Source organism: Psychrobacillus sp. FSL K6-1415 (assembly GCF_038003185.1).
In the GTDB taxonomy this organism is placed as follows: Bacteria; Bacillota; Bacilli; order Bacillales_A; family Planococcaceae; genus Psychrobacillus; species Psychrobacillus psychrodurans.
The window spans coordinates 1,200,218-1,225,348 of record NZ_JBBOOQ010000001.1 but is presented as its reverse complement, the minus strand read 5'-3'; the positions used below and the strand labels follow the sequence as shown (position 1 = coordinate 1,225,348).

The following is a 25,131-nucleotide window of genomic DNA, read 5'->3' as shown; positions in this document are numbered from 1 at the left end:
TCTTATGATGGATAACAAATATTTATTTATATATTCTGATTATTCCATAACCTTGGACAGATTGACATAATTCATATGACCTATATTGTCGACAGGATTATAGGCTGATACAATAGAAATGAGAAAAAAGGAGTTTATGAAAAATGAATATAATATTAACCACCTTGAATGCGAAGTTTATTCACACTAATTTAGCACTACGCTGTTTAAAAGCCTATGCAGAACCCGAGTATCACCCCTCAATAATAGAATACACAATAAAAGATCCAACTTTCATTATTGTTTCAGATCTTTATCAAAAGAAGCCTAATGTTGTTGGTTTTAGCTGTTATATTTGGAACATTGAAGAAACGATAAAAGTTATTAAAATGTTAAAAACTGTTGACCCATCGGTAGTTGTCGTTTTAGGGGGACCTGAAGTTTCCTATGATACAAATCTCTGGTTACGACAAATAAAAGAAATCGATTATATTGTCGTAGGAGAAGGAGAACAGTCATTTAAAGACTTACTAGATTTTTTATCTCAGAAACGGATGATAAATGAAGTTCCTGGTTTAGCTTATGTACAAGATGACAAATTTATACTTAATCCGCTACCACCAAAACTCGACTTAAGATTATCCCCCTCTCCCTACCGTTTTGACGAAGATATCCCCGATCTACCAAAACGAATAGTCTACGTGGAAACAAGTAGGGGCTGCCCATTTTCATGTCAATTTTGCTTATCTTCTATAGAAGTTGGCGTAAGATATTTTAATCGGGATAAAGTAAAAGAGGATATTCGTTTCTTGATGAACAATGGCTCTAAAATTATTAAATTTGTGGATCGAACATTCAATATTAGTAGAAGTTACGCCATGGAAATGTTTCAATTTTTAATAGATGAACACCAACCAGGAGTAGTTTTTCAATTTGAAATCACAGCAGATATTATGCGCCCTGAAGTTATTCAATTTCTAAACGAGAATGCTCCAGCGGGATTATTCCGGTTTGAAATAGGTGTACAATCTACAAACGATTTAACAAATGAACTTGTTCAACGTCGTCAAAACTTTGAAAAACTAAAACGAACTGTAACTATGGTTAAAAGTGGTGGGAAGATTGACCAACATTTAGATTTAATAGCCGGTCTTCCAGAAGAGGATTACTCTTCTTTTAGAAATACATTTAATGAAGTATTCGAGATGCGTCCTGAGGAACTTCAATTAGGATTTTTAAAATTACTTCGTGGAACTGGTCTACGCGTTGAAGCTGAAAAATATGGCTATGTCTATGTAGACCAAGCTCCATACGAAATATTCTCAAATAATGTATTAAACTTTGATGACATTTTACGCATTAAACAAGTGGAGGATGTTTTAGAGAAATATTGGAATGCACATCGAATGGATAGTACACTCGAATATTTATTCGAACATGTATTTGAAACACCTTTCGATTTTTTCCAACAGTTCGGTACATTCTGGGAAGAGAGGAACTGGTCAAAAATCGGCCATCAACTAGAGGACTTGTATACTAGACTTTATGCGTTCTTAGAAGGACTAGAGAATATTTCATTACCTACTATTCGAAGTGTAATGAAAATAGATTATTTATCTAAACAAAAGTTCCAACCTCGCAAGCCTTGGTGGAATAATGATCTCAATAAGGAAGAACAATCTAAAATGTATAAATTATTAGTAGAGGATCCGACTCTAGCCGGAGAATCATTTTCTACATTACAGTTGAATGAACGAGAATTATATAAACAAACATTTATCACACCAATTTCTATTAATGTAGATGCATTTATGCAAGGATTTATTGAGGAAAAAGAAGGTTATTTATTAACTACCTTTGGAAAGACAGAGACACCTCATTTATCTTTTATTGATGGTATAACAGCATCACAAATTTAGTATTATTAAAATATTGCTCAAGAAAAGTGCAGGAAACTCATTAAGCTCAAAACCTGATTCTATATTTTCCGAAGTGCTTTGACGGATACTTTTTGTTATATTTTCGAAAAACTGGTCGTGACCTGCTGTCACGACCAGCCTTTATTTTTTCAGTAATCTTAACAGATGAAACATCACAACGTATCGAAGGGGCGGGGATGGTTCATCGCTCACCCTGCGGAACATGTCCACCAGAAACGAAAATTAGTAGCATTATTCATTTTTATAGGGTACTGCAAACACAGTGTTCCCAGGTCATTTATAAATACTTTCCTATTTCTTAAAATGAGGTGGGACAGAGCCAAAACAGCATTTTTCTCTGTGAGAAAAATGCTGTTTTTTTGCTGTGCATAAAATTGGTTTCCATTCCAGGGACGCTTTCCACGGGCGTGGCCTGAGCCTGTAGTCTCAGGCGTCACGCTATTCCCGTAGGAGTCGCCCCTCCATTCCAATAAATTTTATTAAATATCCATCATTTAATATAGCTTTCTCCTAATCCAATAAATTTCTACTTCTGTCCCAACCTCTTTAATATTATCCAATAATTACGCGTTCTTTTGGATAATGATATTTTGTTTTGTTATGCTTTCCTCCTAGTGTAAACAAGAAAGAAATTAAACCTACTCTTCCTATAAACATCAGAACCATTATAGTTATTTTCCCTATATTCGACAAATCCTCCGTAATACCAAGACTCATACCGCATGTTCCAAAAGCAGATGTTATTTCAAATATTAGAGAGGAAATTGGTACATCAGGCTCCGTAACGGAAAGTAACAATGTAGCTGTGAAAACCATGACTAAAGCCAGAATAATAACAGCATATGATCGATAGACATCTATTAAGTGTACTTCTCGATTAAATACTTGAATATTATCTTTTCCTCTTGAAAAATGGATTAGAAAAAGAAGCGCAATAGCAAAAGTTGTAGTACGAATTCCACCCCCGACAGAACTTGGTGAAGCCCCTATAAACATTAAAACACTCATTAAAAAATTGGTACCTTCACTAAATAGTGTAACATCCATAGTCGTCAAACCGGCTGATCGTGTAGATACTGAATGGAAAAATGCAGTAAAAAACTTCTCATGCCATGGCATATCCTTAAAGGAATTAAAAAGTTCTAATAAAAATATCATAACTGCTCCAAAAAGCAGAAGCGCTCCATATGTGATTGTCGTTAGCTTTGTAAATAAAGAAAAACGAAAGTTCTTGTTTTTGTTCGATAAAAATTCTTTTACTTCAATTAAAACAGGAAAACCTATTGCTCCAAATACGATCAATATACTTGTTATCGTTTGCACAAAATAATCATTATGGTATGCAAATAATGATTGCCCAGTAATGTCAAATCCTGCATTAGTTGTTGCGGACACAGATGTGAAAATTCCATGCATCGCTGCTTGTTTTAACGTATCAAAATACTGTGTAAAATATAAAGTTAATAATATCGCACCGATAATTTGAATAAGTAGAAGGATCTTAACTATTTCTTTAATCAGATGAACAACACCTGATAAATTGGATTGATTATGATCGACCATTATTAATTGTCTTTCACGTAGTCCAATCTTCTTACCTGCAATTAACCAAATAAATGTTCCTAATGACATAATCCCAATTCCGCCAAGTTGTAGAATAAGAATAAGCATAAAGTAGCCAAATACACTGTATGTATCTAAAATACTAACAGCAGTTAAACCAGTAACGGAAACAGCGCTTACTGCTGTGAACAAACTATCGATAAACGCTACTTCAACCCCTGGTTTATGTACACCTGGTAAACGTAGAAGAATAACAGAAATAGCAATTGCAATGAAATAATAAGTGACAATTACTTGAGCTGGTGTAAATTTTAATTTCTTTTTTATTTGTGGTTGCTTCATAATTTTATTTCCTTTCGGCATTCCAAGTAATCATTATCTCATTGTAAAAAAAAAAAGCGTAAAAAGATAGTTAAAACTAACTTTTTACACTCCCTAATTTAATTAGCCTCTTTTTTCTGTTTCGCAACACCTAGTAGGTAACCACCAATTGCTATCCCAAGTAATATAATCCAGAATGTCATCTTCCAAGGAGTAGAGTGAGGGAAATGCTCATCTAACACTCCAACATTCGGATGTGCTAATGTCATAACCGCAAGTTTAACCCCAACCCATCCTACTATTAAGAATGCCGCTGTTTCTAATGTAGGCATTTTTTCCAGTAACTGAACGAATTTATGTGCTGCAAATCGCATAATTATCAAACCGATAACTCCACCAATGAACATTACTGCAAACTGCCCACCATTTATACCACCGATTTCAAATTCTCCCCAATGTGGTAATGTTACCGCGATTGCAACTGCAGCTAACATAGAGTCTATTGCAAATGCTATATCTGCCAGCTCTACTTTTAATACAGTCATCCAGAATCCAGAGCCTTTTTTAGGTTCCATACCTTCCACGTCTAAATGTGGTCCTGGAGTTTTCCGCTGATCATAGATATGTTTGATCGAAATAAATAATAAGTATGCTGCTCCTATTGCTTGAACTTGCCAAATATTCACTAAGAAAGTGATCATAAATAACGCTAAAAATCTAAATACAAACGCACCTAATAATCCATAAAATAACGCTTTTTTCTGTTGATCTTTTGGTAAATGTTTCACCATTACCGCCATTACTACCGCATTGTCAGCAGCTAGTAACCCTTCTAAACCAACTAATACTAATATTACCCATCCGTACTCTAACAATAATGACGCGTCCATCAAAGTCCTCCTTTTTGCATATAAAAAGACCCCTGCCTTTAAAAAAGGCAAAGGTCTTGCTAAGCAAAATTTAAAAAAATTGCTATCATAACCGGTGGCAAAAACCACGTAATGACGACTATGAAATAGGTTTCCCTATAGCTACTCCCCTTTGACGTTAGTCAAGAGTCTATTTAATTATGTTATTAATTATAACATATTCCAAACTTTTGTAAACTAATTATTACTTTAAAGGAATATGATATGTTGAATCGTCTTTATGGGCATTATAAAATGTAATCATAGCTGGGATAGATAGTATAAAATCTGGGCATGTTATTTTCCCTTTTTTTAAAATGGATTCGGCATTTGTCGTGTCAAATGTTGCGTTCCAAGTTAAATAATCTAACGTTTCTTTTTCTACCTGTAAAAATTTCCGCACTGGAAATAGGGCAACAAAGGATCTTGCTATTAATAATGGTAACCTTCCTCTTGGATACTTTCCAGTGATTTCTTTTACAAATGCTTTATAAACCACTTCTGCTGGATATGGTCTGGGATCGGTCAAATGTATGGTTTGTCCTAATGCTTCATCACTAAATGAACAATAGATGGATGCCTTTGTAATATAATCAATAGGTACAACATTAATAGATGCGCTTGATTTACCTAAGTATGGTAGGAAAGGAAGCTTCCTCAAGTTTGAAATCATGTTAACAAAGAAATACGGGCCATCAAACTTAATTGTTTCTCCGGTTTCTGAGTGTCCCCTTACAATACCTGGTCGAATAATTGTAACAGGTATTATTTCCTTTAACTTTTCAACAAGTAATTCTGCCTCATATTTTGTTTCCTCATAATAATTTTTAAAACCCTCTGGTCTAATTAATTCCGTTTCTAATAATTTGCCTTCTCGCAAACCTGCTATATATGCTGTACTAAAATAGATATATCGCTTTAGTTTGGAGAATTGTGTTACTAATTTATTAAACATTTCTGTACCATGAACATTCACTTTCCATGCAATTTCTTTCGATACAGCTAAATCATAAATAGCGGCAAGATGCCAAACATATTCAACTTCTTTTCTTAACTCTCTAAGAATATCTTGATGTATCCCCGCATTAGGAACTGTAATATCTCCCTCTACTATTTCTATAAAGGAAGTATATAATTGATCTTGATAAATTTCCCCAATCATACTTTCCGCTACTCCCTTTTGAGAAGGAAGAACTAGGACATAAATCTTCGTATAAACCTGTTGCTCGTGTAATTCTTTTATAATATTTTTTGCTAAAAAACCTGGAAATCCAGTTATTAGTGCTTTCGTCATACGATACACCCCTTTTCTCATTATACGTAAAAAGAGCCTTCAAATGAAGACTCTTCCGCTTTTTTCTGAATATTACGATACTTTATTATATCTAGTTTCTTTATCAAAAAAACTATATATAACTGGAACTACGTATAGAGTAAGAAAAGTAGAACTTATTAATCCTCCAATAACAGTAACCGCCATAGGTTGATTAATCTCAGTACCTTCCCCAATTCCTAAAGCTAAAGGTACGAGTCCTAATATTGTCGTCAACGCAGTCATCAATATCGGTCGGACTCTATCGCGGACAGATGTAATAATTGCCTCGTATGAAGACATTCTATCTATTTTGCGTTGATTTATATAATCGACTAATACGATACCATTATTTACAACAATTCCAACCAATATTAAAACTCCAATTATGGCTGAAATACTGATTGGTAAATTAGTAGTAAAGAGTCCTATAAAGATACCTATGACTACAAGTGGTACAGTAAACATAACGACAAAAGGGTATTTGTATGATTCAAACTGTGCTGCCATAACAATAAATACTAATACCACTGCAAGTAATACTGCCAGTATCATATCATTCTTGGAGTTATCCAATAATTCTCGATCACCGCCATAAGATACTGCAATATCCTCTGACAATTTCTGATCTTGTATAATCTCATCAACTAAATCAGACATTTCACCTAACGAATACATGGACTCATATTTTACTGAAAATGATACCGCACTAGCTTGGTCAACACTTCGAATTACGACAGGTCCTTCTGCTATTTCTACATTTGCCACATCCTGTAGGGCAATATACTGGCCCGATGGAGTTCGTAACTGCAATTGCTTTAATTGTTCCAAGTTACTTCGATATAACTCATCATATTTCACATAAACACCTAATACTTGGTCATTTTCATCAATAATTTGAGAAGTTAATACCCCTCTTGTAATATTATTAACGGTCTGCGCAATTTGAGCTGGTGCTATTCCATACTCCGTAGCCTTGTCTCGAATGACATTAATCTGGATTTCTTCCATTTTTGTGCTTAAATCATTTGTAACTTCTACAACTCCCTCTAAGCTTTCCAAATCTTGTTGTAATTTGTTTACTGCTGTGTCCAACGTGGTCTTATTATTAGATGAAACAGTAAATGACACTACATTTGGAGAAGATCCAGAAGCAGTCTGCACATTGAAATTAATTTCTGCGGTACCTCCTACAGCTTTTACCACCTTTGGCTGTACTTCATCTACAAAGGTAAAAACAGAACGGTTTCTATCCTCTAATGCTTTTAATTTCACTGAAATTTCAGCTGTATTGGAGCTTGAACTCCCTCTCGACTGCCCTTCTTGACTGCCACCGACAAAACTCACATAAACCTCTATATCCTTCTCTTTTTGTAGGACATCTTCCACTTTATTTACAACATTATCTGTAGCCTTAAAAGAAGAGCCCTTTTCAAGAGTTGCTGAAATAGTTACAAATCCTTCATCAGTTGCTGGCAAAAACTCTGTTCCAACTCGGAATAAACCGATTCCTGAAACAACTAAAAGAATAACAGTGATCATTAATATCATTGCACGATGACCTAAAGTCCATTTAATCGAACGCTCAAAATTATTATATGCTTTTGACCTTCTTCTTTTAGCTTCAAGGTTTCCTTTAGTTTTTTTCAGTAATTTACTTGCCATCATTGGAATAACAGTAAGAGCTACTACCAATGACGCAAACAAACTAAATGAAATCGTAAGTGCAAATTCAGTAAATATTTGTCCAATTAAACCGGATAAAAACAGAACAGGCACAAAAACAGCTATAGTTGTTAAAGTAGAGGCAGTAATAGCACCTGCTACCTCCTTTGTGCCAATACTGGCGGCTTCTTTTGGTGTCTTTCCTAACCCTAAATGCCGCTCGATATTTTCAATAACTACAATGGAGTTATCTACAAGCATCCCAATACCAAGCGCGAGTGCACCTAACGTCATAATATTAAGTGAAAACCCAGCAAAATACATAAGAACAAAGGTTACAATTACTGAATATGGAATTGCTACACCTACAATAATCGGACTTCTAATGCCTTTTAGGAATAAAAACAAGATAATCATTGCCAATATTCCACCCGTTATTAGGGTGGTTCCAATATTACTAATAGCAATTTTCACATAATCCCCTTGATCAAAAAGTATATTTGCTTTTACATCCTTAAACTCATTTTTTTCCAGTTGCTTTTCTAATGCTTCTTGGAAAGCTGTGGAGACATTAGCTGTATTAGCACTAGATTCTTGGAAAACAGATAGTAAAACAGCAGGTTCATCATTTGCTCTAGTTTCGGAAAATTGATCTTGCTTCGTTAATTTGACAGCAGCTACGTCAGCAATCGTGACACTCGATCCATCCAATGGATTAACTGTTACTACCAAACTTTGTATATCCTCGACAGATGTTAACGTACTAATTATCCTAGTAGTCAATGATTTATTCTCGTCTGTTTCAATGGGGTTACCTGGAAGTGAAATATTATTAGCTTGAATGACTTGTACAATATCCGTTTGTGTAAGTCCTTTGCTTTTTAATTTCTCTTGGTCCAATAAAATCTGCACTTCTTCAATCAAAGAACCAGATACATTAACACTAGCAACTCCTTCAGTTCTTAACAATTCTTTCTCTAATTGCTCCGCTATAAGCTGAATATCTGTTTTAGAATCCTTCGTATTCAATGACAGTTGGATAACTGGAAATTGTGCAGGATCAAACTTCAAGAATCTTGGTTTATCTGCACCTTCAGGAAGAGGTGTAATATCAATACGTTGCATGACATCTAGCTGAATTGCATCCATATCCGTAGACCAATCGAATTCTAATAGGATGAAATTAGCTCCTTCTTGAGATGTACTATTAACAGATTCAATACCTGGTAAAGTGCTAAGTGAAGATTCTAAAGGCTTCGTAATTTTCTCGTCTACCTCAACAGGACTTGCCCCTTGATAATTCGTGACAACTACTGCGATTGGCGGATTTAAATCTGGTATTAAGGTAACAGGTATTTTTAAAAATGAAACCCCACCCAGAATAATGATTAAGAACATAATAACAGTTGTAAATACGGGTCTTTTTATGGAAAAGTCACTAATTTTCATTTTCAGGGGCCCACCTTCTTATTTGCTCTTTCTATCATATGCTCTACTCAAGAAGAGTTCAAATTTTTATCAAGTTTAAAGATAAGTCTAGATGATTTGACATAATCTATATATTTATTTTGTAATATTCTGCTCAGATATGCGCAATTCAACTTTCCTATTAGATAAATATTCCATTTCACAAGTTAATCAACATCGAGAGCAAGTAATGCAACATTACCCACAAGTAAACCTATACAGGAGCGCAAGTATAGTCAAAATTATTGCAAGTAAATGGTATCGAAGATGGAGATATCTCCATCTAAATAGTCTCTATACGGATGTGGGCTTGCCGCACACTACGCATGAGCCTTCAGACATGATCGCTATTGCTCCTGCGTAAAGCTCGTCACAGCAAAAGCGGCCCGCTCATACAACCTTTTGAAGTCCCATTCTTCGCACTCATGCGGCTTGAAAGGCACACATCCTAAAGATTGCTACAGCTAAGGAAATCACTATTAAATAAATTGTTTTCCTGTAAATATGCTTTTCAAAATCATCAATTTTGTAATAAGCGTTCAGCTAGATTTTCTTATAATAATCTTCTGACATTTGATTGAAGTGGAAGGTGGCGACTCCAGCGGGAATAGCGTGGTCAGGTGAGACCCCGCTAGGAGCGCGGCGACCGAGTAGGCTCACGACCCGCCCGCGGAAAGCATCCACCTGAAACGTAAATCATATTATTGCTACAACTTGAACTGTTCAATATGAAAAACTATAACAAGTATGTATGCTCTTCAAATACTATAAGAATTAGAAAGAGGTCACCTTATAGGCAACCTCTTGGATATTAGAGTAAATTATAAAGTTTAATATGCTCGTATTTATCTTGGAACCAACGAGTGGCAAACTCATTTTCAAATAAGAAGACATAATTGTCATAACGATCTCTTACAAGCATTGAACGCGGACCTGTCATAGATTCCTTAACATCTTCCTCGTTCTCAATCCATCGTGCTACCTTCGAGCCGATTGGTTCCATTCGTACCTCCACATTATATTCGCTGCTCATACGATGCTCAAACACTTCAAATTGTAGTTGTCCAACAGCACCTAAAATAACTTCCTCTGTGTGAAGTGTTTTATAGTACTGGATGGCCCCTTCCTGCACAAGTTGTAAAATCCCTTTATGGAAATGCTTAGACTTCAGTACGTTTTTAGCAGTTACTTTAACAAATAGCTCCGGTGTAAATTGAGGTAGTTTTTCGTAAGTAAAAGCTTTTTTGCCACCAACAACCGTGTCTCCTATTTGATAATTCCCCACATCGTAAAGTCCGATAATGTCACCTGCAACCGCCGTTTCAACTGTTTCACGATCATCAGCTAAAAATTGAGTCGATTGCGTCACTTTGAAGGTTTTTCCTGTCCGAGCCAAAGTAACGGTCATACCACGTTCAAATTTACCAGATACAATTCGTACAAAAGCAATTCGGTCGCGATGCGCTGGATTCATATTTGCTTGGATTTTGAAGATAAAACCAGAGAAATCCTCGTTTAACGGATTTACTTCTTCTTCATGTTCTGTCATGCGTGGCTGAGGAGTCGGTGCAAACTGTAAATAAGTCTCTAAAAATGTTTGAACCCCAAAATTAGTTAATGCACTGCCAAAAAATACTGGTGTTAAGTCACCAGCTAATATTTTTTTCTCATCAAAATCATTACCGGCTTCATTTAGTAGCATAATATCTTCCAAAGCCTGAGTGTAGTATGAAGTCTCTTTCATCGAATGATCAACTGCAAGCTCTCCCTCATCATCTAAAGGAAGGAATCTCTCAGATTCTTCTGTACGGAATTGCTCAATTCGCCCGTTATAACGATCGTAGATGCCTAAAAACTCTTTCCCCATACCAATGGGCCAGTTCATTGCATAAGATTGAATGCCAAGAACCTCTTCTAGTTCTTCCATTAGTTCAAGTGGTTCTTTACCTTGACGATCAAGTTTGTTTATAAAAGTAAATATTGGAATTCCTCTCATACGACAAACTTTAAATAGTTTTAACGTTTGAGCTTCAATACCTTTTGCAGCATCGACAATCATAACTGCGCTATCAACTGCCATTAGTGTACGATACGTATCCTCACTGAAGTCCTGATGTCCAGGTGTATCTAATATATTTATACGACAATTATTATAGTCAAATTGCATAACAGATGATGTAACCGAAATTCCACGTTGCTTTTCGATTTCCATCCAGTCAGATGTTGCAAATTTCCCAGTTTTTTTCCCTTTTACAGTACCTGCATCACGAATTGCTCCGCCAAAGTAAAGTAGCTTTTCTGTAATAGTTGTTTTACCAGCATCTGGATGGGAAATAATTGCAAAAGTTCTTCTTTTCAATATTTCATCTTGTAATTTTATATCCATTCTGTTATATCTCCTTCTTATTCACTTACTAATCATATGGATTTAGGGAGCAAAAAACAAGTAAAAAAAAGCGCAAGCGCCTATTTTAGACTCGAAAATCGTTCATATGCCTTTAACCTGCATAAAACGACTCAAGCAAACTTAGACGCTGGAGCTAGATTAAAAAGAATTGGTATTACCCGATTCTTAATAAATTTGTGTGTTTACATAACTGTATAAAAGTTTAGCTGTATTTTCTAATGAATCAATATGTGTGCGTTCATATGCGTGAGAGGCCTCTATACCAGGACCCAATAATGCGTGCTTCACGTCATACCCAGCTCTAATAGCAGCCGATGCATCTGACCCATAATAAGGATAAATGTCTAATTTATAATCAATATTTTCTTTTTTAGCCAACTCTACTAATTGACGGGTGAATTCATAATGGTATGGTCCTGAAGAATCTTTTGCACAAATAGATACTGTAAACTCATCCGACAATTGTCCATCTCCAATAGCACCCATATCAACAGCCAAATATTCTACTGTTTCTTCCGGTACATTAGAATTACCACCATAACCAATCTCTTCATTATTCGAAATATAGAAATGTGTTGTATGGGGTAAAGACACGTTTGTATTTTGAATTGTTTTGATTAATTGAAGTAGTAATGCTGTGCTTGCTTTGTCGTCTAGATGACGAGATTTAATAAAACCTGCCTCAGTTTCTTCAAATCGAGGGTCGAATGAAACAAAGTCACCCACCTCTACACCTAACTTGCGTGTATCTTCTGCAGTTAATACTTTTTCATCAATACGGACTTCAATATTTTGTTCATCACGAGGTAAACTACTAGCGTTTTTATATACATGTACAGTAGTTTGATGCATTAAAATAGTACCTCGAACCTTTTTACCATCTGCTGTATGAATGGTACAATATTCACCTTCAACAGCATTCCAATTAAAGCCACCAACCATAGTAAGCTTTAATCTACCGCTACCTTTAACTTCTTTTACCATAGCACCTAATGTATCTGTATGCGCAGTTAGAAGTCGATGCTTGGTTTCATCTTTTCCTTTTATGGTAGCGATTAACGCACCTTTATTTGTACGTATATAATCCACCTGGAGTTGTTTTAATATATTCTCCATAAAGTCCATAATCTCTTTAGTAAAACCAGACGGACTTGGAATTTCTACCAGCTGCTTTAATAATGAAACCGTATCTTTTACATGAAATGTAAATGTCATTTATTTATCCTCCTTCAATTCCTTACTATTATCTTACCAAAAATTATATACTTTTTAATACAAAACTTGGTACTTCATGTGCTTCTATTGGTTTTGAATAATAATATCCTTGTATAGTATGACAGTCATGATCCTTTAAAAACTCCACGACTTCTATGGTTTCTACTCCCTCTGCAACTACCTCAATTCCCAAACTATGACCTATTCTAATTATGGAGGATACAATTACTTCATCTCTGCCTAGGAATACTCTATCCATGAGACTACGGTCAATTTTTAAAGTATGAATCGGCAGCTCACTTAAGTATCGGAAATTAGAGAAACCTGAACCAAAATCATCCATTGCTAGCTTAATTCCAAGTATCTCTAGTTCGTTCAGTAGCTTCACGAGTCTATCCATATTTTTCATCAAAATGTTTTCTGTCATTTCTATTTCCAAATACTTCGGAGGTAATCCTGTTTTCTCTAAAATTGCATGCAGGTTTGATAGAAAATCATATTGCTCTAGCTCTACAGGACTTATATTAACGGAAATAGTTTGAAAGGGAACCCCTTGTTTAATCCACAAAACACCTTGTTTACATGCTTCTTCTAAAACGTATTTTCCAATTGAAATAATTAGACCTGTTTCTTCTGCGAAAGGTATAAAATCATTTGGAGGTATAATTTCTTTGCCTTTTTTATTCCAACGGATCAAGGCTTCATAGCCATCAACAGTTTCCCTTTTCAAATTGACTTTAGGCTGATAGACAAGGTAAAACTCATTATTATCTATCCCTGATCTGATGTCACTTTCTAAACCTACCTTGTTAACATAGCCTTCCATATGTTTTAGATCGAATAGCACCGCATTACGTTTACCATACTCCTTGGAAATATTTAATGCTAAGTCGGCTGCTCGATGTATTTCCTTATAATTGGAACCGTGTAGTGGAAAACAAGCGATACCAATAGAACACGATATATGTATTTCCATACCTTCTATACAAAATGGTTCTTCAATCTTTTGGATTACTTCTTTTGCATTTTCTAGCGTTTTAATATCTTGTTGCTTTTTCCCTATCAGCACGACAAATTCATCGCCACCAATACGATATATTTCTCCTACATTTCTGTAGAATTTCATTAATCTTTCAGCAACTAACTTTAATAACGAGTCACCGGTAACATGACCTAAGGAATCATTAATGTTCTTAAATCGGTCCAAGTCAATATACACAAAACTAAATGGCAAGTGATTGTTAATCTTTTGTATAATATCTCTTTCTAAGGCAGCTGTGTTATAAGTATTTGTCAAATGGTCTCGGTAAGCAAGCTCAGAGAGTTTGGTTCTTGCGGATTCGAGTTCTGTTATATCATTGCCAATTCCAATCCCGCCACTTATTATTCCATTTTGTTCAATAGGGGAGATTGTAATATGTACACATCTATTACCTAACCATTCCTTATAGGAGACTTCCTCACCATTATTTACTTTTTCAAGATAAAATAATAATCGGTCTGTCATCTCTTCTGAAAAATATGTATTTAAACGATGGATTGGAGTTATTATTTTTTTCTTAATAGAATCACTGTTAGGTTGAATAGTTTGAAGTCCTTTATTTACTAGATAGTCTGAAGCCACTTTCCCAGTTAATAATGAAAAACCATAGTTATTATCACTATCTTTTTCCACTTTGAACACTAAATTGTTAATGTGGTGCACTACTGTTTCAAAAGATGATAAAAGTCTTGACTGTAATAACATTTCCTTCTCTTTTTCGAGTGTAATATCAGTACGGATACTTAGAAAATAAGTTTCATTACCGTATGTTTCAACAGGTATAATATAAGTTTTTACCCAATATAATTCACCGTTCTTGCGTCTATTGCATATTTCCCCCGTCCAAGTGTTCCCTTTTAGAATAGTAGACCACATTTCTTTAAAGAAAGGTTCAGGATGAGTTTTCGAATTTATTATTCTATGTGTGTTTCCTATTAATTCTTCTTTTGAATACCCCGTAATATCGCTAAAGCGATCATTCACGAATAATATTTGTCCTGACTTATTTGTTACAGCAATAATCATTGTTTCATTTACTGCATAATCCATAAGTTCCATCTTAAAAAAGGCATCTTCTAGCTTTTCTTGAAGTGCTATATCGCTCGCCAATGACTCATTGAAAATTGCATTTTTAACTCTATATAATAATTCATCGGTATTCGTATTAAATACAGACTTCATCTTGCTTCCCCCGCCTAAATATGATTAATTAGTATCAATATTACATACAATATTAGTAAAATAGTCTCTATTTGTCAATGTAGTTATAATATTTAAATATGTATAATTTAAGTCCTTTTATTAAGAGTTAATCAGTTTTTAAGGCATTCCTAAAGCTTTTGAACTTTTAGATTCATACTTTGTTAGTTTTATACAAAAACCATCATAATTCATAGAATTATGATGGCTAAGTCTGCATTTATATTACTTTAGTAACCCTCTAACTAGCTTTACTTTATTTTTGTAAGGTGGGAAAACAATATTGATTGGTAAATTAGTGTTTTTCTTCACTATGGATTTTTGATGGGTAAATAGAGTAAAACTTGCTTCTCCATGATAAGATTGAACGCCTGAGTTTCCTACTCCACCAAATGGAAGATGGGCACTACCAGCATGTGTGATTGTATCATTTATACACCCTCCACCAAATGGAAGCTCTTGAAGAAAGAATGCCTGTGCTCTTTCGTTTTCGCTAAACATGTAAGCCGCCAAAGGTTTAGGTAATTGACGTATTCGATGAATTACGCTCCGCAAATCTTTGTAACCAATTATCGGTAACAATGGTCCAAATAATTCATCAGCCATAGAGGGACTATTAAAATCAACCCCATTTAACAACGTGGGTTCGATAAATAAATCATCTCGATCCGTTTTACCTCCAAAAATAATATGATCACTTTCCGCTTCTAAAATCTGCATAAGTCGATCAAAATGATTACCATTCACTATTCTTCCGAGGTCAGGACTTTGTTGCAAATCTTTTCCATAAAACTGAGTTATAGCTTTCTTCATTTGTTCGATAAACTTATCTTTTACATCTTCTTCGACTAATACATAATCGGGTGCTATGCATGTTTGGCCCGCATTAACGAATTTTCCCCAGACAATACGTTTAGCTGCAATAGCTAAGTTTGCTGTATGATCAACAATTGCTGGACTTTTTCCACCTAGTTCTAAAGCAATTGGAGTCAATCTTTCAGCAGCTGCTTTCATCACTATCTTTCCTACCTGGACGCTTCCCGTAAAGAAAATAAAATCAAAAGGAGCATGAATTAACAAAGAAGTTTCTTCCTTTTCACCCTCTACAACACGAATGTATCTTGGATCGAATGCTTCCGAAATAATTTTTTTCACTATTTTAGATGTATGTGGTGTAGCTTCAGATGGTTTAATAATAGCGCAATTACCTCCAACAATAGCTCCTATTAGCGGTTCCATAATAAGTTGGAATGGATAATTGAATGGTGCAATGATCAAAACAGTACCATAAGGATCATTTACGATAAAACTTTTAGAAGGCATTAAAGCAACTGGAGTTTTTACATACTTTGGTTCCATCCACCGCTCAATATTTTTAACCATATAAGAAATATTGTCATAAACTAATCCGATTTCTGTAACATATGATTCAAATTCACTTTTTCTTAAGTCTTTGTATAATGCGTCTATAACTTCTTCTTCATACTTTTTAATCGTATTCTTGAGTATTTCCAACTGTTCTATTCGAAATGCAACTGGTCTAGTTATTCCAGCATAAAAATATGATTGATGCTCACCTAACATATGATTTAGTTGTTGTTCTGTGAATTTCATTAATATTCACTCCTTTTAATCTTTTTCTTATGGGAATCATACTATTTATTTCTAATAGAAGAAAGAACAAACATTTATTTTGAAATACATGAAGAGTGTCTTTCGTGGAATACTATTTTCATGAAGTCTTTTATAACTTATTCGACTGCAACTATAAGTCTATAAGATTTCAGAATACCTATGCTAAATGATTCATTATTTAATTAATCGGTTTATGAATGAAACTTAGCAGGGTATAGAATTGATATATAAAAACAAACAGTTTAAAGGGAGGAAATAACAATGACAGAAACAGAAACTTGGTGGGAGCCCATTTTCACCGGAGCTTTTGCATTAGGACTCAATAAAGAACGTATGAATGAAATTGAAGAAGAATCATTTTTATATTTTAAAGAAGAACAGGATGAAATGGAGACAACTAATTGAATAAATTATATAGGATTTCAGCTTTTCCCTTCATTTGACAAAAGGAAAAGCTGATTTTTCATTCTATATTTCTCCAAAGATATAAGGCAGCATAGCTATTATAAGGTGACCAAGAATCTAAGTGAGGTGCTATTTCACTTTTCATAGGCTTTCTGTCTAAATTCCATAGTTGCTTAAGTGAATTTTGGAGTCCTATATCTGCTAAAGGAAATAAATTCTCTCTTCCCAGGCCAAATAATAAAAAACTTTCCGCAGTCCAAGGACCAATTCCTCTGTATTTTATCAGTTCTGAGAGGATGAAATCGTCTGATTGAGATACAAGTGCTTTTAGGTTCAAATTATCCTCAGCAATGGCTTTAGATATCCCAATCATATACTCAGCCTTTCTTGTACTAAATTGCATTTCGCGTAACGTCGAAACCTCAAGATTGGCAATAATCTCAGGAGCTGGATACAACCATATACCCTCTTTGCTTCTACCAAATGTATGTACAAATCGCTCTGTTAATGTTTTTGCAAAAGAAAGATTTAGTTGTTGATGAATTATACTTTTAATAATATTCCCATACAACGAAAAGTCAGTAATAATTGGAGTTCCCTCAAATTTTAAAAATAACGAATGTAAATTCGTTCCTAAAAAGTGTTGGTGAATAGGCTCTAAACTTCTATTGAAATGAAATATGGACAGGACCCGTTCATATTGTTGATCTGTCTCTAATCCGTTTATCATAAATTTTGGTTCATGCAATGTTCCGATACTTTGAATTGTTATAATTGTTTCATCTATCGGGATTTTGACTGTTTGATTGGAGAGATCAACGCAGTTTAATGGATCTAAAGCTAGTCTACTTAATACATCCTCCATACTATATTTGAATGCTAATTCCAAGGCTTGTGCCATAATTTTATCCCCTTTCCGATTATATGTTAAACTGCTATGGGTGAAATAAATGAAAAAGTCTATTTTATGTTTAGGACTACTTTTTTGCTCCCTGTATGGCTGTGATGAAAATGGAGTCAACCAAAATATAGGGAATACAGAACAAATTCCAGTAGAAGTTGTTGAGGTTATTGACGGTGATACTATTAAAGTTAAGTATAATGGAAACACAGAAAAAGTACGATACTTGTTAATAGACACTCCAGAAACAAACTATGACCCATTAAAAAAACAACCATTTGGTGAAGAAGCAACACAACGGAACAAGGAATTATTAAGTAGTGGAGATGTGACAATTGAGTTTGATGTAGGAAATCGAATAGACGACTACGGCAGATTGCTTGCGTATATTTATGTTGATGGTGAAAGCATTCAAGAAAAGTTACTGGAAGAGGGGCTAGCACGTGTGGCTTATATTTTCCCGCCGAACACTAAGTACTTAAATAATTTCGAGGAAGCTTCCGAAATAGCTAAAGAGAAAACTACTGGTATATGGGAGAGAAAAAATTACGTGACTGATCGAGGTTTCGATGCTTCTGTAATCACTAGTAACACCACTGAGCAAGAAATTGAAACATTTAGAAAATGTAACATCAAGGGTAATATTAATCGACAAGGCAAAAAAATTTATCATATACCTAGCGGTAAATATTATGTAGAAACAAATCCTGAAGAATGGTTCTGTACCGAGCAGGAAGCTATAAAAGCCGGGTTTAAAAAGTCTGGGGAGTAAAAAACAAACTGTGTAGCCTCTTAAGAGGCTGCACAGTTTTAGGTTCTAGCACCTTTTACTTTAGCTTCTGGTACTGTTTCTTCTGGTGGAATATCTGCAAAAGTTTCATTTTCCTCTTCTAAATCTCTTGTACGATGTGCTAATCGTGAAGCTGCACTTGAAGCGATGCTTGCTACTAAGTCATCTAGAAATGTGTGAACAGCTCCGCCGACTTTTGTGTCTAATTTCGAAATAAGTCCAATTTTATTTTTATCTAAATGACCAAACGTAGTTACTGCAATACTTCCATAAGTAAATACTGCTCCGAGCGCGATTGTTTCGTCTACCCCAAACAAACCTTCATCCGATTCAACTATTTGTTGCAATGGTGCAGATAACATCTTTTTCTCAGCTAACTCGTCAAGTTCAATACCAACTAATATAGCATGTTGCATTTCTCTTTTTTTTAGCACGCTTTTTACGGATTCTACACAATGCTCCATAGTAAGCCCATTGTTGTATGGAAACTGCATTTCGTATACAATTTTTGCAATTTCTTCAATTGTAACTCCACGTCTTTTTAGCGCATCTTTTGTAGCCTGCTCCACTTCACGTGAATGAACTCTAGATGTCTGTCTATCCATTTTATTATCCCCTTTGTTGTTTCATCATTTCGTTTATTATACCTCTTTGCTAGTATATGATACAATTTCTGTACTACAACATGAATGACTTAGGAGGAACTTATGAATAAAGGTACGATACAAGATATTACACTTTTTAGCGAGTCTTTACAGGAAGAAATGCAACTACTTATCTATTTGCCAGCAAACTTTTCACCCCTATATAAATATTCTGTTCTTATCGCGTCCGATGGAAAAGACTATTTTCAGTTAGGTAGAATTTCTCGAATTGCAGATGAATTATATGAAGAAGAGGCAATTGAGAACTTAATCATTGTTGGAGTGCCTTATAAAAACGTAAAAGATCGTAGAGACAAATATCATCCAGACGGTTCTCAGCATGCCGCATATAAACGATTTTTAGCACAAGAATTAGTCCCATATATAGATGAAAAATATCCTACATATCAGGTTGGTATGGGAAGATCACTTATAGGAGACTCCTTAGCTGCGACTGTTTCACTTATGACAGCTTTAGCCTATCCAAATACGTTTGGAAGAGTAATAATGCACTCCCCATTAGTAAATGAAGAAGTTCTAGAAAAAGTGAAAAAACACGAGGACGTTCATGCATTTTCTCTTTACCATGTGATTGGAACCGAAGAAAAAGCGGTGAAAACAGGTGATGGTTTATTAACCGATTTCATCACTCCAAATAGAGAGTTAAACAATTTAATAAAAAATAAAGGGTTTTTGACCTTTTATGACGAATTAAGAGGAGACCATACTTGGAAGCTATGGCAACCAGATATTAAAAGATCACTGTTGCAAAATTTTAGCCTATAGAAAAATATTTGTTATAATAGTAATGTGATTTATGTAAAAATTCGAGGAGGTAATGAAAATGAAATACGGAATTGTTGCTTTTCCATCTAAAAAGGTACAGGACTTCGCCAACTCCTATAGAAAGCGTTATGACCCTCACTATGCTCTAATCACTCCACATATGACAGTTAAAGGAGTATTTGAAGCAGACGAAAATGAGATAAAGTCAATTGCTGAAAAGGTTTCAGAAGTGGTAAAAAATCATAAACCATTTACATTAAAAACAGAGAAGGTTAGTTCATTTGCCCCTGTTACCAATGCAATATACTTTAATGTGCAGCCAACAGCTGAACTAGTTAAACTTCATAATGACCTAAATGCAATTCAATATAATGATGAGGAAAGTTATTCGTTTGTTCCTCATATTACAATTGCTCAAAAATTGAGTGCAAGTGAACATGATGATATTCTTCCTCAGTTAAAAATGATTGGGGCAGAATTTGAAGAGGAAATTGACCGTCTTCATCTTTTATACCAACTAGAAGATGGATCATGGACAGTTTACGAAACATTTAGATTATCTGGAGCTGAGTAAGTATTGGTGTACGCAAAGAAAGTTGAAACTGAAAAAGAATATGAAGATGCAGTTAGAATTAGAAGAAAAGTTTTCGTAGAGGAACAGGATGTCCCACTTCACCTTGAACTCGATGAATATGATGCGAATGCTGTGCATTTTGTAGCATACGATGGTGACATCCCTTTTGGTGCAGGTCGAATAAGAGAAATTGAGCCAGGCATTGGAAAAGTCGAACGCGTCTGTATTCTTCCTGATTATCGTGGTAGAAAGTTAGGAAATCTAATGATGCAATGCATGGAGGACTACTCTATTTCCGCCGAAATTACCAAGTTAAAACTAAATGCGCAAAGTCAGGCTATTCTTTTTTATGAAAAAAGAAATTATACAATTACTTCACCTGAATTTTTAGAGGCTGGCATTCCTCACAGAGCAATGGAGAAACAAATTTAAATTAATTCTATTAAGTGGTATGATTTCATTGGAAATCATACCACTTTTTTAAGAAAAACCGGGTAAAAGACATATTTGAGCTTTTGTTAATATTTGATAAATACAAAAAATCGCCTATCAGTTTGAAACCGATAGGCGATTTTAGAATTACACATACAAGTTAACACTGTTTCCTTTGCCACTTATTTCAGCAATTATCGGAGATAGGTTTACTGGATTCGGATGAATAAAGCCTTTAAATAAAGGTTGGATTGATGGTCTTTCTAGTTCCGATAACTGCTGTTCCTCTTCTTCAAGAAGTTGCTCCTGCTTTTCTAAATGATCCTCAAAATCTGATTTAAATTTTACGTTTTGTACATCATCTATATAAGCAAAATTATAATCATTTGATATCATACGATTTGCATAAACCTGTGATTGAATCGGTTGCATTGGAAGAATGTATCCCATTAACTCCACCTCCACTTTATTGTCTTTACTTTCTATTACCCCATCCTCTTCTTGTATAAACCTAGTAATCTAAATATTTTATAATAATTTTTCAATATCTTTTAAACTTAAAGAACTTCCACTTTGTATAATAGAACGAGTTAGCTCATCTTCTAATTGTTGAGAAACAGGTTTATTTGCTAGCTTGCCAACTTTACGTACAATTTTACGGACCTGTTTTTCATCTGTAAAATCAGCATATGAGATGGCATTGGCAAGCGTAAATAGTTCATCCATTGATACACCAGTTTTATTTTCAATTGATTTAAAAAATGAATTTTGCATAGTTTTTCCCCCTCACATCTTTATTTTTTATTAATAAGGGAGAAAGCTTCTACCAACAATGATTAATAATATAAATAATACTACGATTAGTACAAATGTAGAACTCTTGTTACCTCCGTTCTCATATCCTCCTTGATATCCTGGATAACCTCCGCCACAGTAACCATACATACTCTTTCCCTCCTCTCCTCTTCAACTTATTGTATGCAAGAGGAGATTGGAAAAAAGGGCGATTCAACTAGTATGTTGTTTTCCGTTTTTGAAAAATGAATGCACCAATTACGCCAAACAAAATTGCAGCACTAATACCCGAGCTTGTGACTTCAAACATTCCGGTTAAAACACCTATCAAACCGTGCTTCTCTGCTTCTGCTAATGCACCATGTGTTAATGAGTTACCAAAGGAAGTTATTGGAACCGTAGCTCCCGCTCCAGCAAAGTCAATCAACGGCTCATATAGACCAAAACCATCTAAAATCGAACCTAGCACAACTAATGTACTTAATGTATGTGCAGGTGTTAGTTTAAATACATCCATGAAAATTTGTCCAATGACACATATTAATCCGCCAACTACAAATGCGGTTACTAATGAAGAAATCATCCTAACCCCTCTTTTCCATACGGCATTCAATGGCATGTGCAATACAAGGGATTGTTTCCCCTTGCTGAAATGTTAATGGAGACAATAGCGCCCCCGTTGCTACTAGTAAAACTCTTTTATAAAAACCTTTTTTTAACTGTTCGTATACTTGACCAAAGAACACTGTTGCCGAGCATCCTGCTCCACTGCCACCTGCATTGAAAAACTTATCCTTTCCATAGAACTGAGCTCCCGCGTCTTGAAGTACGACCCCAGTATTCTCATCCTGAAACATTTCTTTCAATATCGAAATTCCTATATTCCCTAAATCACCTGTCATAATAACATCGAAGTCTGCTATCTTACTGTTCGTATTAGTTAAATGCCGCTCAATTGTATCTCTAGCAGCAGATGCCATTGCAGCTCCCATATGTAATGGGTTAGTCTGATAACTGTCAACTACTTTGCCAATTGTTGCATGAGTCACAACTGGAGCATTTTTTATATCTTTTTCTAATAGCGAAAAACCTGCTCCTGTTACCGTCCATTGGGATGTTTTAGGTTTTTGAGTGCCATATTCAAGTGGATATCTAAACTGTCGCTCCACTGCTTGATGATGACTAGAAGCTCCAGCAAGTACTGTCCGCGCATTTCCTGACTCCAACAAAAGACAGCCGAGAATAACCGATTCCATCGAACTGGCACATGCAGAAAAAACACCAAGGAATGGTATGGCCAAATTTCGTGCCGCAAAATTTGTCGGTGATAGTTGATTGATAAGATCTCCTCCTATCAAAACATCTACCTTATCTACCTGGGTATGACTCTTTTTAGCTGCCCACTGACATGCTTTTTCAATCATTCTAGAATGTGCCTGCTCATTCGTTTCATCTTTTTCCGTCTCTAATGAAAGAACCTCATCAAAGGAGTCGGCATAAGTACTATCCTTTTCTACTGGTCCCACAACTATTCCCGTATTGGCTATGCAAACTTTAGCTGTAAACTGGAGAGTACCAAACGTATTTACCATGAGACTACACCTATATTCACTAATATGGTTTTAATAAGTGCGACAACAAAGGCAGAGAGCACACCGAATAATATAACAGAGCCTGCAAGCTTGAACATATTGCCTCCAACCCCTAATACATAACCTTCCGATTTATGTTCTATAGCGGCTGAGATAACTGCATTTCCAAATCCTGTAACTGGCACTGCTGATCCAGCCCCACCAATTTGAGCAATCTTTTTATACAATCCCGTTCCAGTTAAAACCATCGCGATAAATACTAAAGTAGCAACCGTTGGATTAGCAGCAGTTCCTTCTGTAAAAGGAAAGAATCGCATATAAAAAAAAGTGATTAGTTGTCCAATTGTACAAATTATTCCCCCTACTATGAATGCTTTAAGAATATTCATAAAATATGGCACTTTGGGGTTTTTTTCATCAATTATTTTTTGAAATTGTTTTTGGTCCATTATGTCTCTTCCTTTGATAATGATTTTATTTTTTCAATCGACTTTCTAAGTTCTTCCTCCTTCAACTTCTTATCAATAATGGATTCAACTTCCCATATTATTTTTTGATCTCCTGTGACAAGTACTTTTTTTTCTGGGAATTTTTTTTCAATTTGTTTTGATATTTTTTCTTCTATTTTCGTTTTATTAAAACGGTCAAAACGGTTTATATAAATTGCCACTAATATATCTTCCTCGTTTATCACACCTTTATACCCATGAATCGAATCCTGTTTTTGCATGATCGGTTTTAGTGAAGTTGAATTATCTGTAGGGAATAAGACTTTTTCCTTTTCGCCTGAACAAGCGCACAATAAGAAAACCAATAGAAAAACAATTACGCTTTTTTTCATAAGATTTACTTGCTCCTTTTTTGTGTTAGTATGCACGTCGCTTGTTGAAATATGTAAATGGGTTACGAGATATTTGCCCTTATCAAGATGAACTTCCTACATACGTTAGTAAGAGATGAAGAGGAGGTGAATTTAATGGGTTGTGGAAATTTAGGTGATGTAACTGACGTAACGCGATCTGGAAATTGTGTTTGTGATGTTGTCCGTGCGATTAAAGATATTCAAGATCAAGCGACTAACACAGATTGTCCTCCATGTCCGACAAATTGTTTTTTAGAACCGCTAGGAGGACTTGTAAGTCCTACTCGTCATCAAGCTGACACACGTGTATTTATGTTATTAACAAAGGATGGAGATCCTTTTAAAGCGTTCTACCGTGATAATGATAGATTTGATTGTGACTGTATTTCCGTTTACTTCCGTGTTGAAGATATCTTTGACGGTTGTTGTGCAACTTTAAGAGTATTAGAACCACTTGATAGAGAACGTCATGAAGTAGATTTATTGAACGACTGTGGCACAAAAATCGATTTAAGAAAACTATGTAAAGTTCGTAACTTTAGACTTACTGGTAGCTGTATTACTGTTGACTTGAATTGTTTCTGTGCAATTGAATGTATCGCCGATGTATTTTTAGATGTATGTGACTGATCGTTTCATCATTGTAGTGTCTATTCCGTTCGGGCCGAACCCGAGCGGTTTTTTTATAGCGAGGGT

24 protein-coding genes are annotated in these 25,131 nt (G+C 35.1%); 7 read left to right on the top strand and 17 right to left on the bottom strand.

Features of this window, described 5'->3' with window-relative positions; translation table 11 throughout:
* The first annotated feature begins 143 nt into the window (after window positions 1-143).
* Window positions 144-1,898: a B12-binding domain-containing radical SAM protein gene (locus MKY60_RS05625; RefSeq protein WP_340929017.1), complete on the top strand. Its 1,755-nt coding sequence runs from the start codon at window positions 144-146 to the stop codon at window positions 1,896-1,898.
* A gap of 573 nt (window positions 1,899-2,471) precedes the next feature.
* On the opposite strand, the gene MKY60_RS05620 is transcribed toward MKY60_RS05625, so the two are convergent.
* The 8 genes from MKY60_RS05620 to MKY60_RS05585 form a co-directional block, all read right to left on the bottom strand.
* Complete coding sequence (locus MKY60_RS05620; protein WP_340879302.1) at window positions 2,472-3,824, bottom strand: TrkH family potassium uptake protein; 1,353 nt, start codon at window positions 3,822-3,824, stop codon at window positions 2,472-2,474.
* A 98-nt stretch (window positions 3,825-3,922) separates the two neighbouring features.
* Entirely contained in the window at window positions 3,923-4,693 is a 771-nt protein-coding gene (locus tag MKY60_RS05615) for a TerC family protein (protein ID WP_093494320.1), read from the bottom strand.
* A 223-nt stretch (window positions 4,694-4,916) separates the two neighbouring features.
* Complete coding sequence (locus MKY60_RS05610; RefSeq protein ID WP_093494319.1) at window positions 4,917-6,005, bottom strand: SDR family oxidoreductase; 1,089 nt, start codon at window positions 6,003-6,005, stop codon at window positions 4,917-4,919.
* A 72-nt stretch (window positions 6,006-6,077) separates the two neighbouring features.
* Window positions 6,078-9,137, bottom strand: a complete 3,060-nt coding sequence (locus MKY60_RS05605; protein ID WP_340929016.1) for an efflux RND transporter permease subunit — start codon at window positions 9,135-9,137, stop codon at window positions 6,078-6,080.
* An 829-nt stretch (window positions 9,138-9,966) separates the two neighbouring features.
* Window positions 9,967-11,541: a peptide chain release factor 3 gene (locus MKY60_RS05600; RefSeq protein WP_090563121.1), complete on the bottom strand. Its 1,575-nt coding sequence runs from the start codon at window positions 11,539-11,541 to the stop codon at window positions 9,967-9,969.
* A 186-nt stretch (window positions 11,542-11,727) separates the two neighbouring features.
* Window positions 11,728-12,777, bottom strand: coding sequence for a M42 family metallopeptidase (locus tag MKY60_RS05595; protein WP_093494317.1), 1,050 nt, complete (start codon window positions 12,775-12,777; stop codon window positions 11,728-11,730).
* Between the two features lie 43 nt (window positions 12,778-12,820).
* Window positions 12,821-15,001 carry a sensor domain-containing protein gene (locus tag MKY60_RS05590; protein ID WP_093494316.1) on the bottom strand — a complete coding sequence of 727 codons (2,181 nt, stop codon included), beginning with the start codon at window positions 14,999-15,001 and terminating at the stop codon, window positions 12,821-12,823.
* A gap of 243 nt (window positions 15,002-15,244) precedes the next feature.
* A complete protein-coding gene (locus MKY60_RS05585) occupies window positions 15,245-16,633 on the bottom strand; it encodes an aldehyde dehydrogenase (protein ID WP_340929014.1) in 1,389 nt (462 codons plus the stop codon).
* A 282-nt stretch (window positions 16,634-16,915) separates the two neighbouring features.
* Between MKY60_RS05585 and MKY60_RS05580 the strand changes: the two genes are divergently transcribed.
* A complete protein-coding gene (locus tag MKY60_RS05580) occupies window positions 16,916-17,059 on the top strand; it encodes a hypothetical protein (RefSeq protein WP_241596198.1) in 144 nt (47 codons plus the stop codon).
* Between the two features lie 58 nt (window positions 17,060-17,117).
* On the opposite strand, the gene MKY60_RS05575 is transcribed toward MKY60_RS05580, so the two are convergent.
* The gene (locus tag MKY60_RS05575; protein ID WP_420877780.1) at window positions 17,118-17,963 is read right to left on the bottom strand and encodes a DNA-3-methyladenine glycosylase family protein; all 846 of its coding nucleotides are present in this window, start codon (window positions 17,961-17,963) and stop codon (window positions 17,118-17,120) included.
* Window positions 17,964-18,009: 46 nt separating this feature from the next.
* On the opposite strand from MKY60_RS05575, the gene MKY60_RS05570 reads away from it, so the two are divergent.
* Complete coding sequence (locus MKY60_RS05570) at window positions 18,010-18,732, top strand: thermonuclease family protein (RefSeq protein WP_093494313.1); 723 nt, start codon at window positions 18,010-18,012, stop codon at window positions 18,730-18,732.
* A gap of 38 nt (window positions 18,733-18,770) precedes the next feature.
* Here MKY60_RS05570 and MKY60_RS05565 read toward each other — a convergent pair whose 3' ends face one another.
* Window positions 18,771-19,355: a phosphatidylglycerophosphatase A family protein gene (locus MKY60_RS05565; protein ID WP_340929012.1), complete on the bottom strand. Its 585-nt coding sequence runs from the start codon at window positions 19,353-19,355 to the stop codon at window positions 18,771-18,773.
* 102 nt (window positions 19,356-19,457) lie between these two features.
* Between MKY60_RS05565 and MKY60_RS05560 the strand changes: the two genes are divergently transcribed.
* Genes MKY60_RS05560 through MKY60_RS05550 form a run of 3 tightly spaced genes read left to right on the top strand, consistent with a single transcriptional unit; the run spans window position 19,458 to window position 21,186 of the window.
* A complete protein-coding gene (locus MKY60_RS05560; protein ID WP_093494311.1) occupies window positions 19,458-20,180 on the top strand; it encodes an alpha/beta hydrolase in 723 nt (240 codons plus the stop codon).
* Window positions 20,181-20,238: 58 nt separating this feature from the next.
* On the top strand, window positions 20,239-20,754 hold the full coding sequence (locus MKY60_RS05555) for a YjcG family protein (RefSeq protein WP_093494310.1): 516 nt from the start codon (window positions 20,239-20,241) through the stop codon (window positions 20,752-20,754).
* Window positions 20,755-20,757: 3 nt separating this feature from the next.
* Window positions 20,758-21,186: a GNAT family N-acetyltransferase gene (locus MKY60_RS05550; RefSeq protein ID WP_093494309.1), complete on the top strand. Its 429-nt coding sequence runs from the start codon at window positions 20,758-20,760 to the stop codon at window positions 21,184-21,186.
* Between the two features lie 147 nt (window positions 21,187-21,333).
* On the opposite strand, the gene MKY60_RS05545 is transcribed toward MKY60_RS05550, so the two are convergent.
* The 7 genes from MKY60_RS05545 to MKY60_RS05515 all read right to left on the bottom strand — a co-directional run bounded on the left by MKY60_RS05545 (window position 21,334) and on the right by MKY60_RS05515 (window position 24,414).
* Entirely contained in the window at window positions 21,334-21,636 is a 303-nt protein-coding gene (locus tag MKY60_RS05545; protein ID WP_093494308.1) for a hypothetical protein, read from the bottom strand.
* Between the two features lie 78 nt (window positions 21,637-21,714).
* On the bottom strand, window positions 21,715-21,960 hold the full coding sequence (locus MKY60_RS05540) for a stage VI sporulation protein F (protein WP_090563152.1): 246 nt from the start codon (window positions 21,958-21,960) through the stop codon (window positions 21,715-21,717).
* A 30-nt stretch (window positions 21,961-21,990) separates the two neighbouring features.
* Window positions 21,991-22,131 (bottom strand): YjcZ family sporulation protein, encoded by a 141-nt coding sequence (locus MKY60_RS05535; protein WP_090563154.1) that lies wholly within the window; start codon window positions 22,129-22,131, stop codon window positions 21,991-21,993.
* A 67-nt stretch (window positions 22,132-22,198) separates the two neighbouring features.
* Window positions 22,199-22,564 carry a stage V sporulation protein AE gene (gene spoVAE / locus MKY60_RS05530; protein ID WP_093494307.1) on the bottom strand — a complete coding sequence of 122 codons (366 nt, stop codon included), beginning with the start codon at window positions 22,562-22,564 and terminating at the stop codon, window positions 22,199-22,201.
* Between the two features lies 1 nt (window position 22,565).
* Complete coding sequence (locus tag MKY60_RS05525) at window positions 22,566-23,573, bottom strand: stage V sporulation protein AD (protein WP_093494306.1); 1,008 nt, start codon at window positions 23,571-23,573, stop codon at window positions 22,566-22,568.
* On the bottom strand, window positions 23,567-24,022 hold the full coding sequence (gene spoVAC / locus MKY60_RS05520) for a stage V sporulation protein AC (RefSeq protein WP_241596210.1): 456 nt from the start codon (window positions 24,020-24,022) through the stop codon (window positions 23,567-23,569). The genes MKY60_RS05525 and spoVAC overlap by 7 nt, the downstream gene beginning before the upstream one ends.
* Window positions 24,022-24,414, bottom strand: coding sequence for a hypothetical protein (locus MKY60_RS05515; protein ID WP_241596213.1), 393 nt, complete (start codon window positions 24,412-24,414; stop codon window positions 24,022-24,024). The genes spoVAC and MKY60_RS05515 overlap by 1 nt, the downstream gene beginning before the upstream one ends.
* A gap of 135 nt (window positions 24,415-24,549) precedes the next feature.
* Between MKY60_RS05515 and MKY60_RS05510 the strand changes: the two genes are divergently transcribed.
* A complete protein-coding gene (locus tag MKY60_RS05510) occupies window positions 24,550-25,065 on the top strand; it encodes a CotY/CotZ family spore coat protein (RefSeq protein ID WP_093494303.1) in 516 nt (171 codons plus the stop codon).
* Window positions 25,066-25,131: the final 66 nt, after the last annotated feature.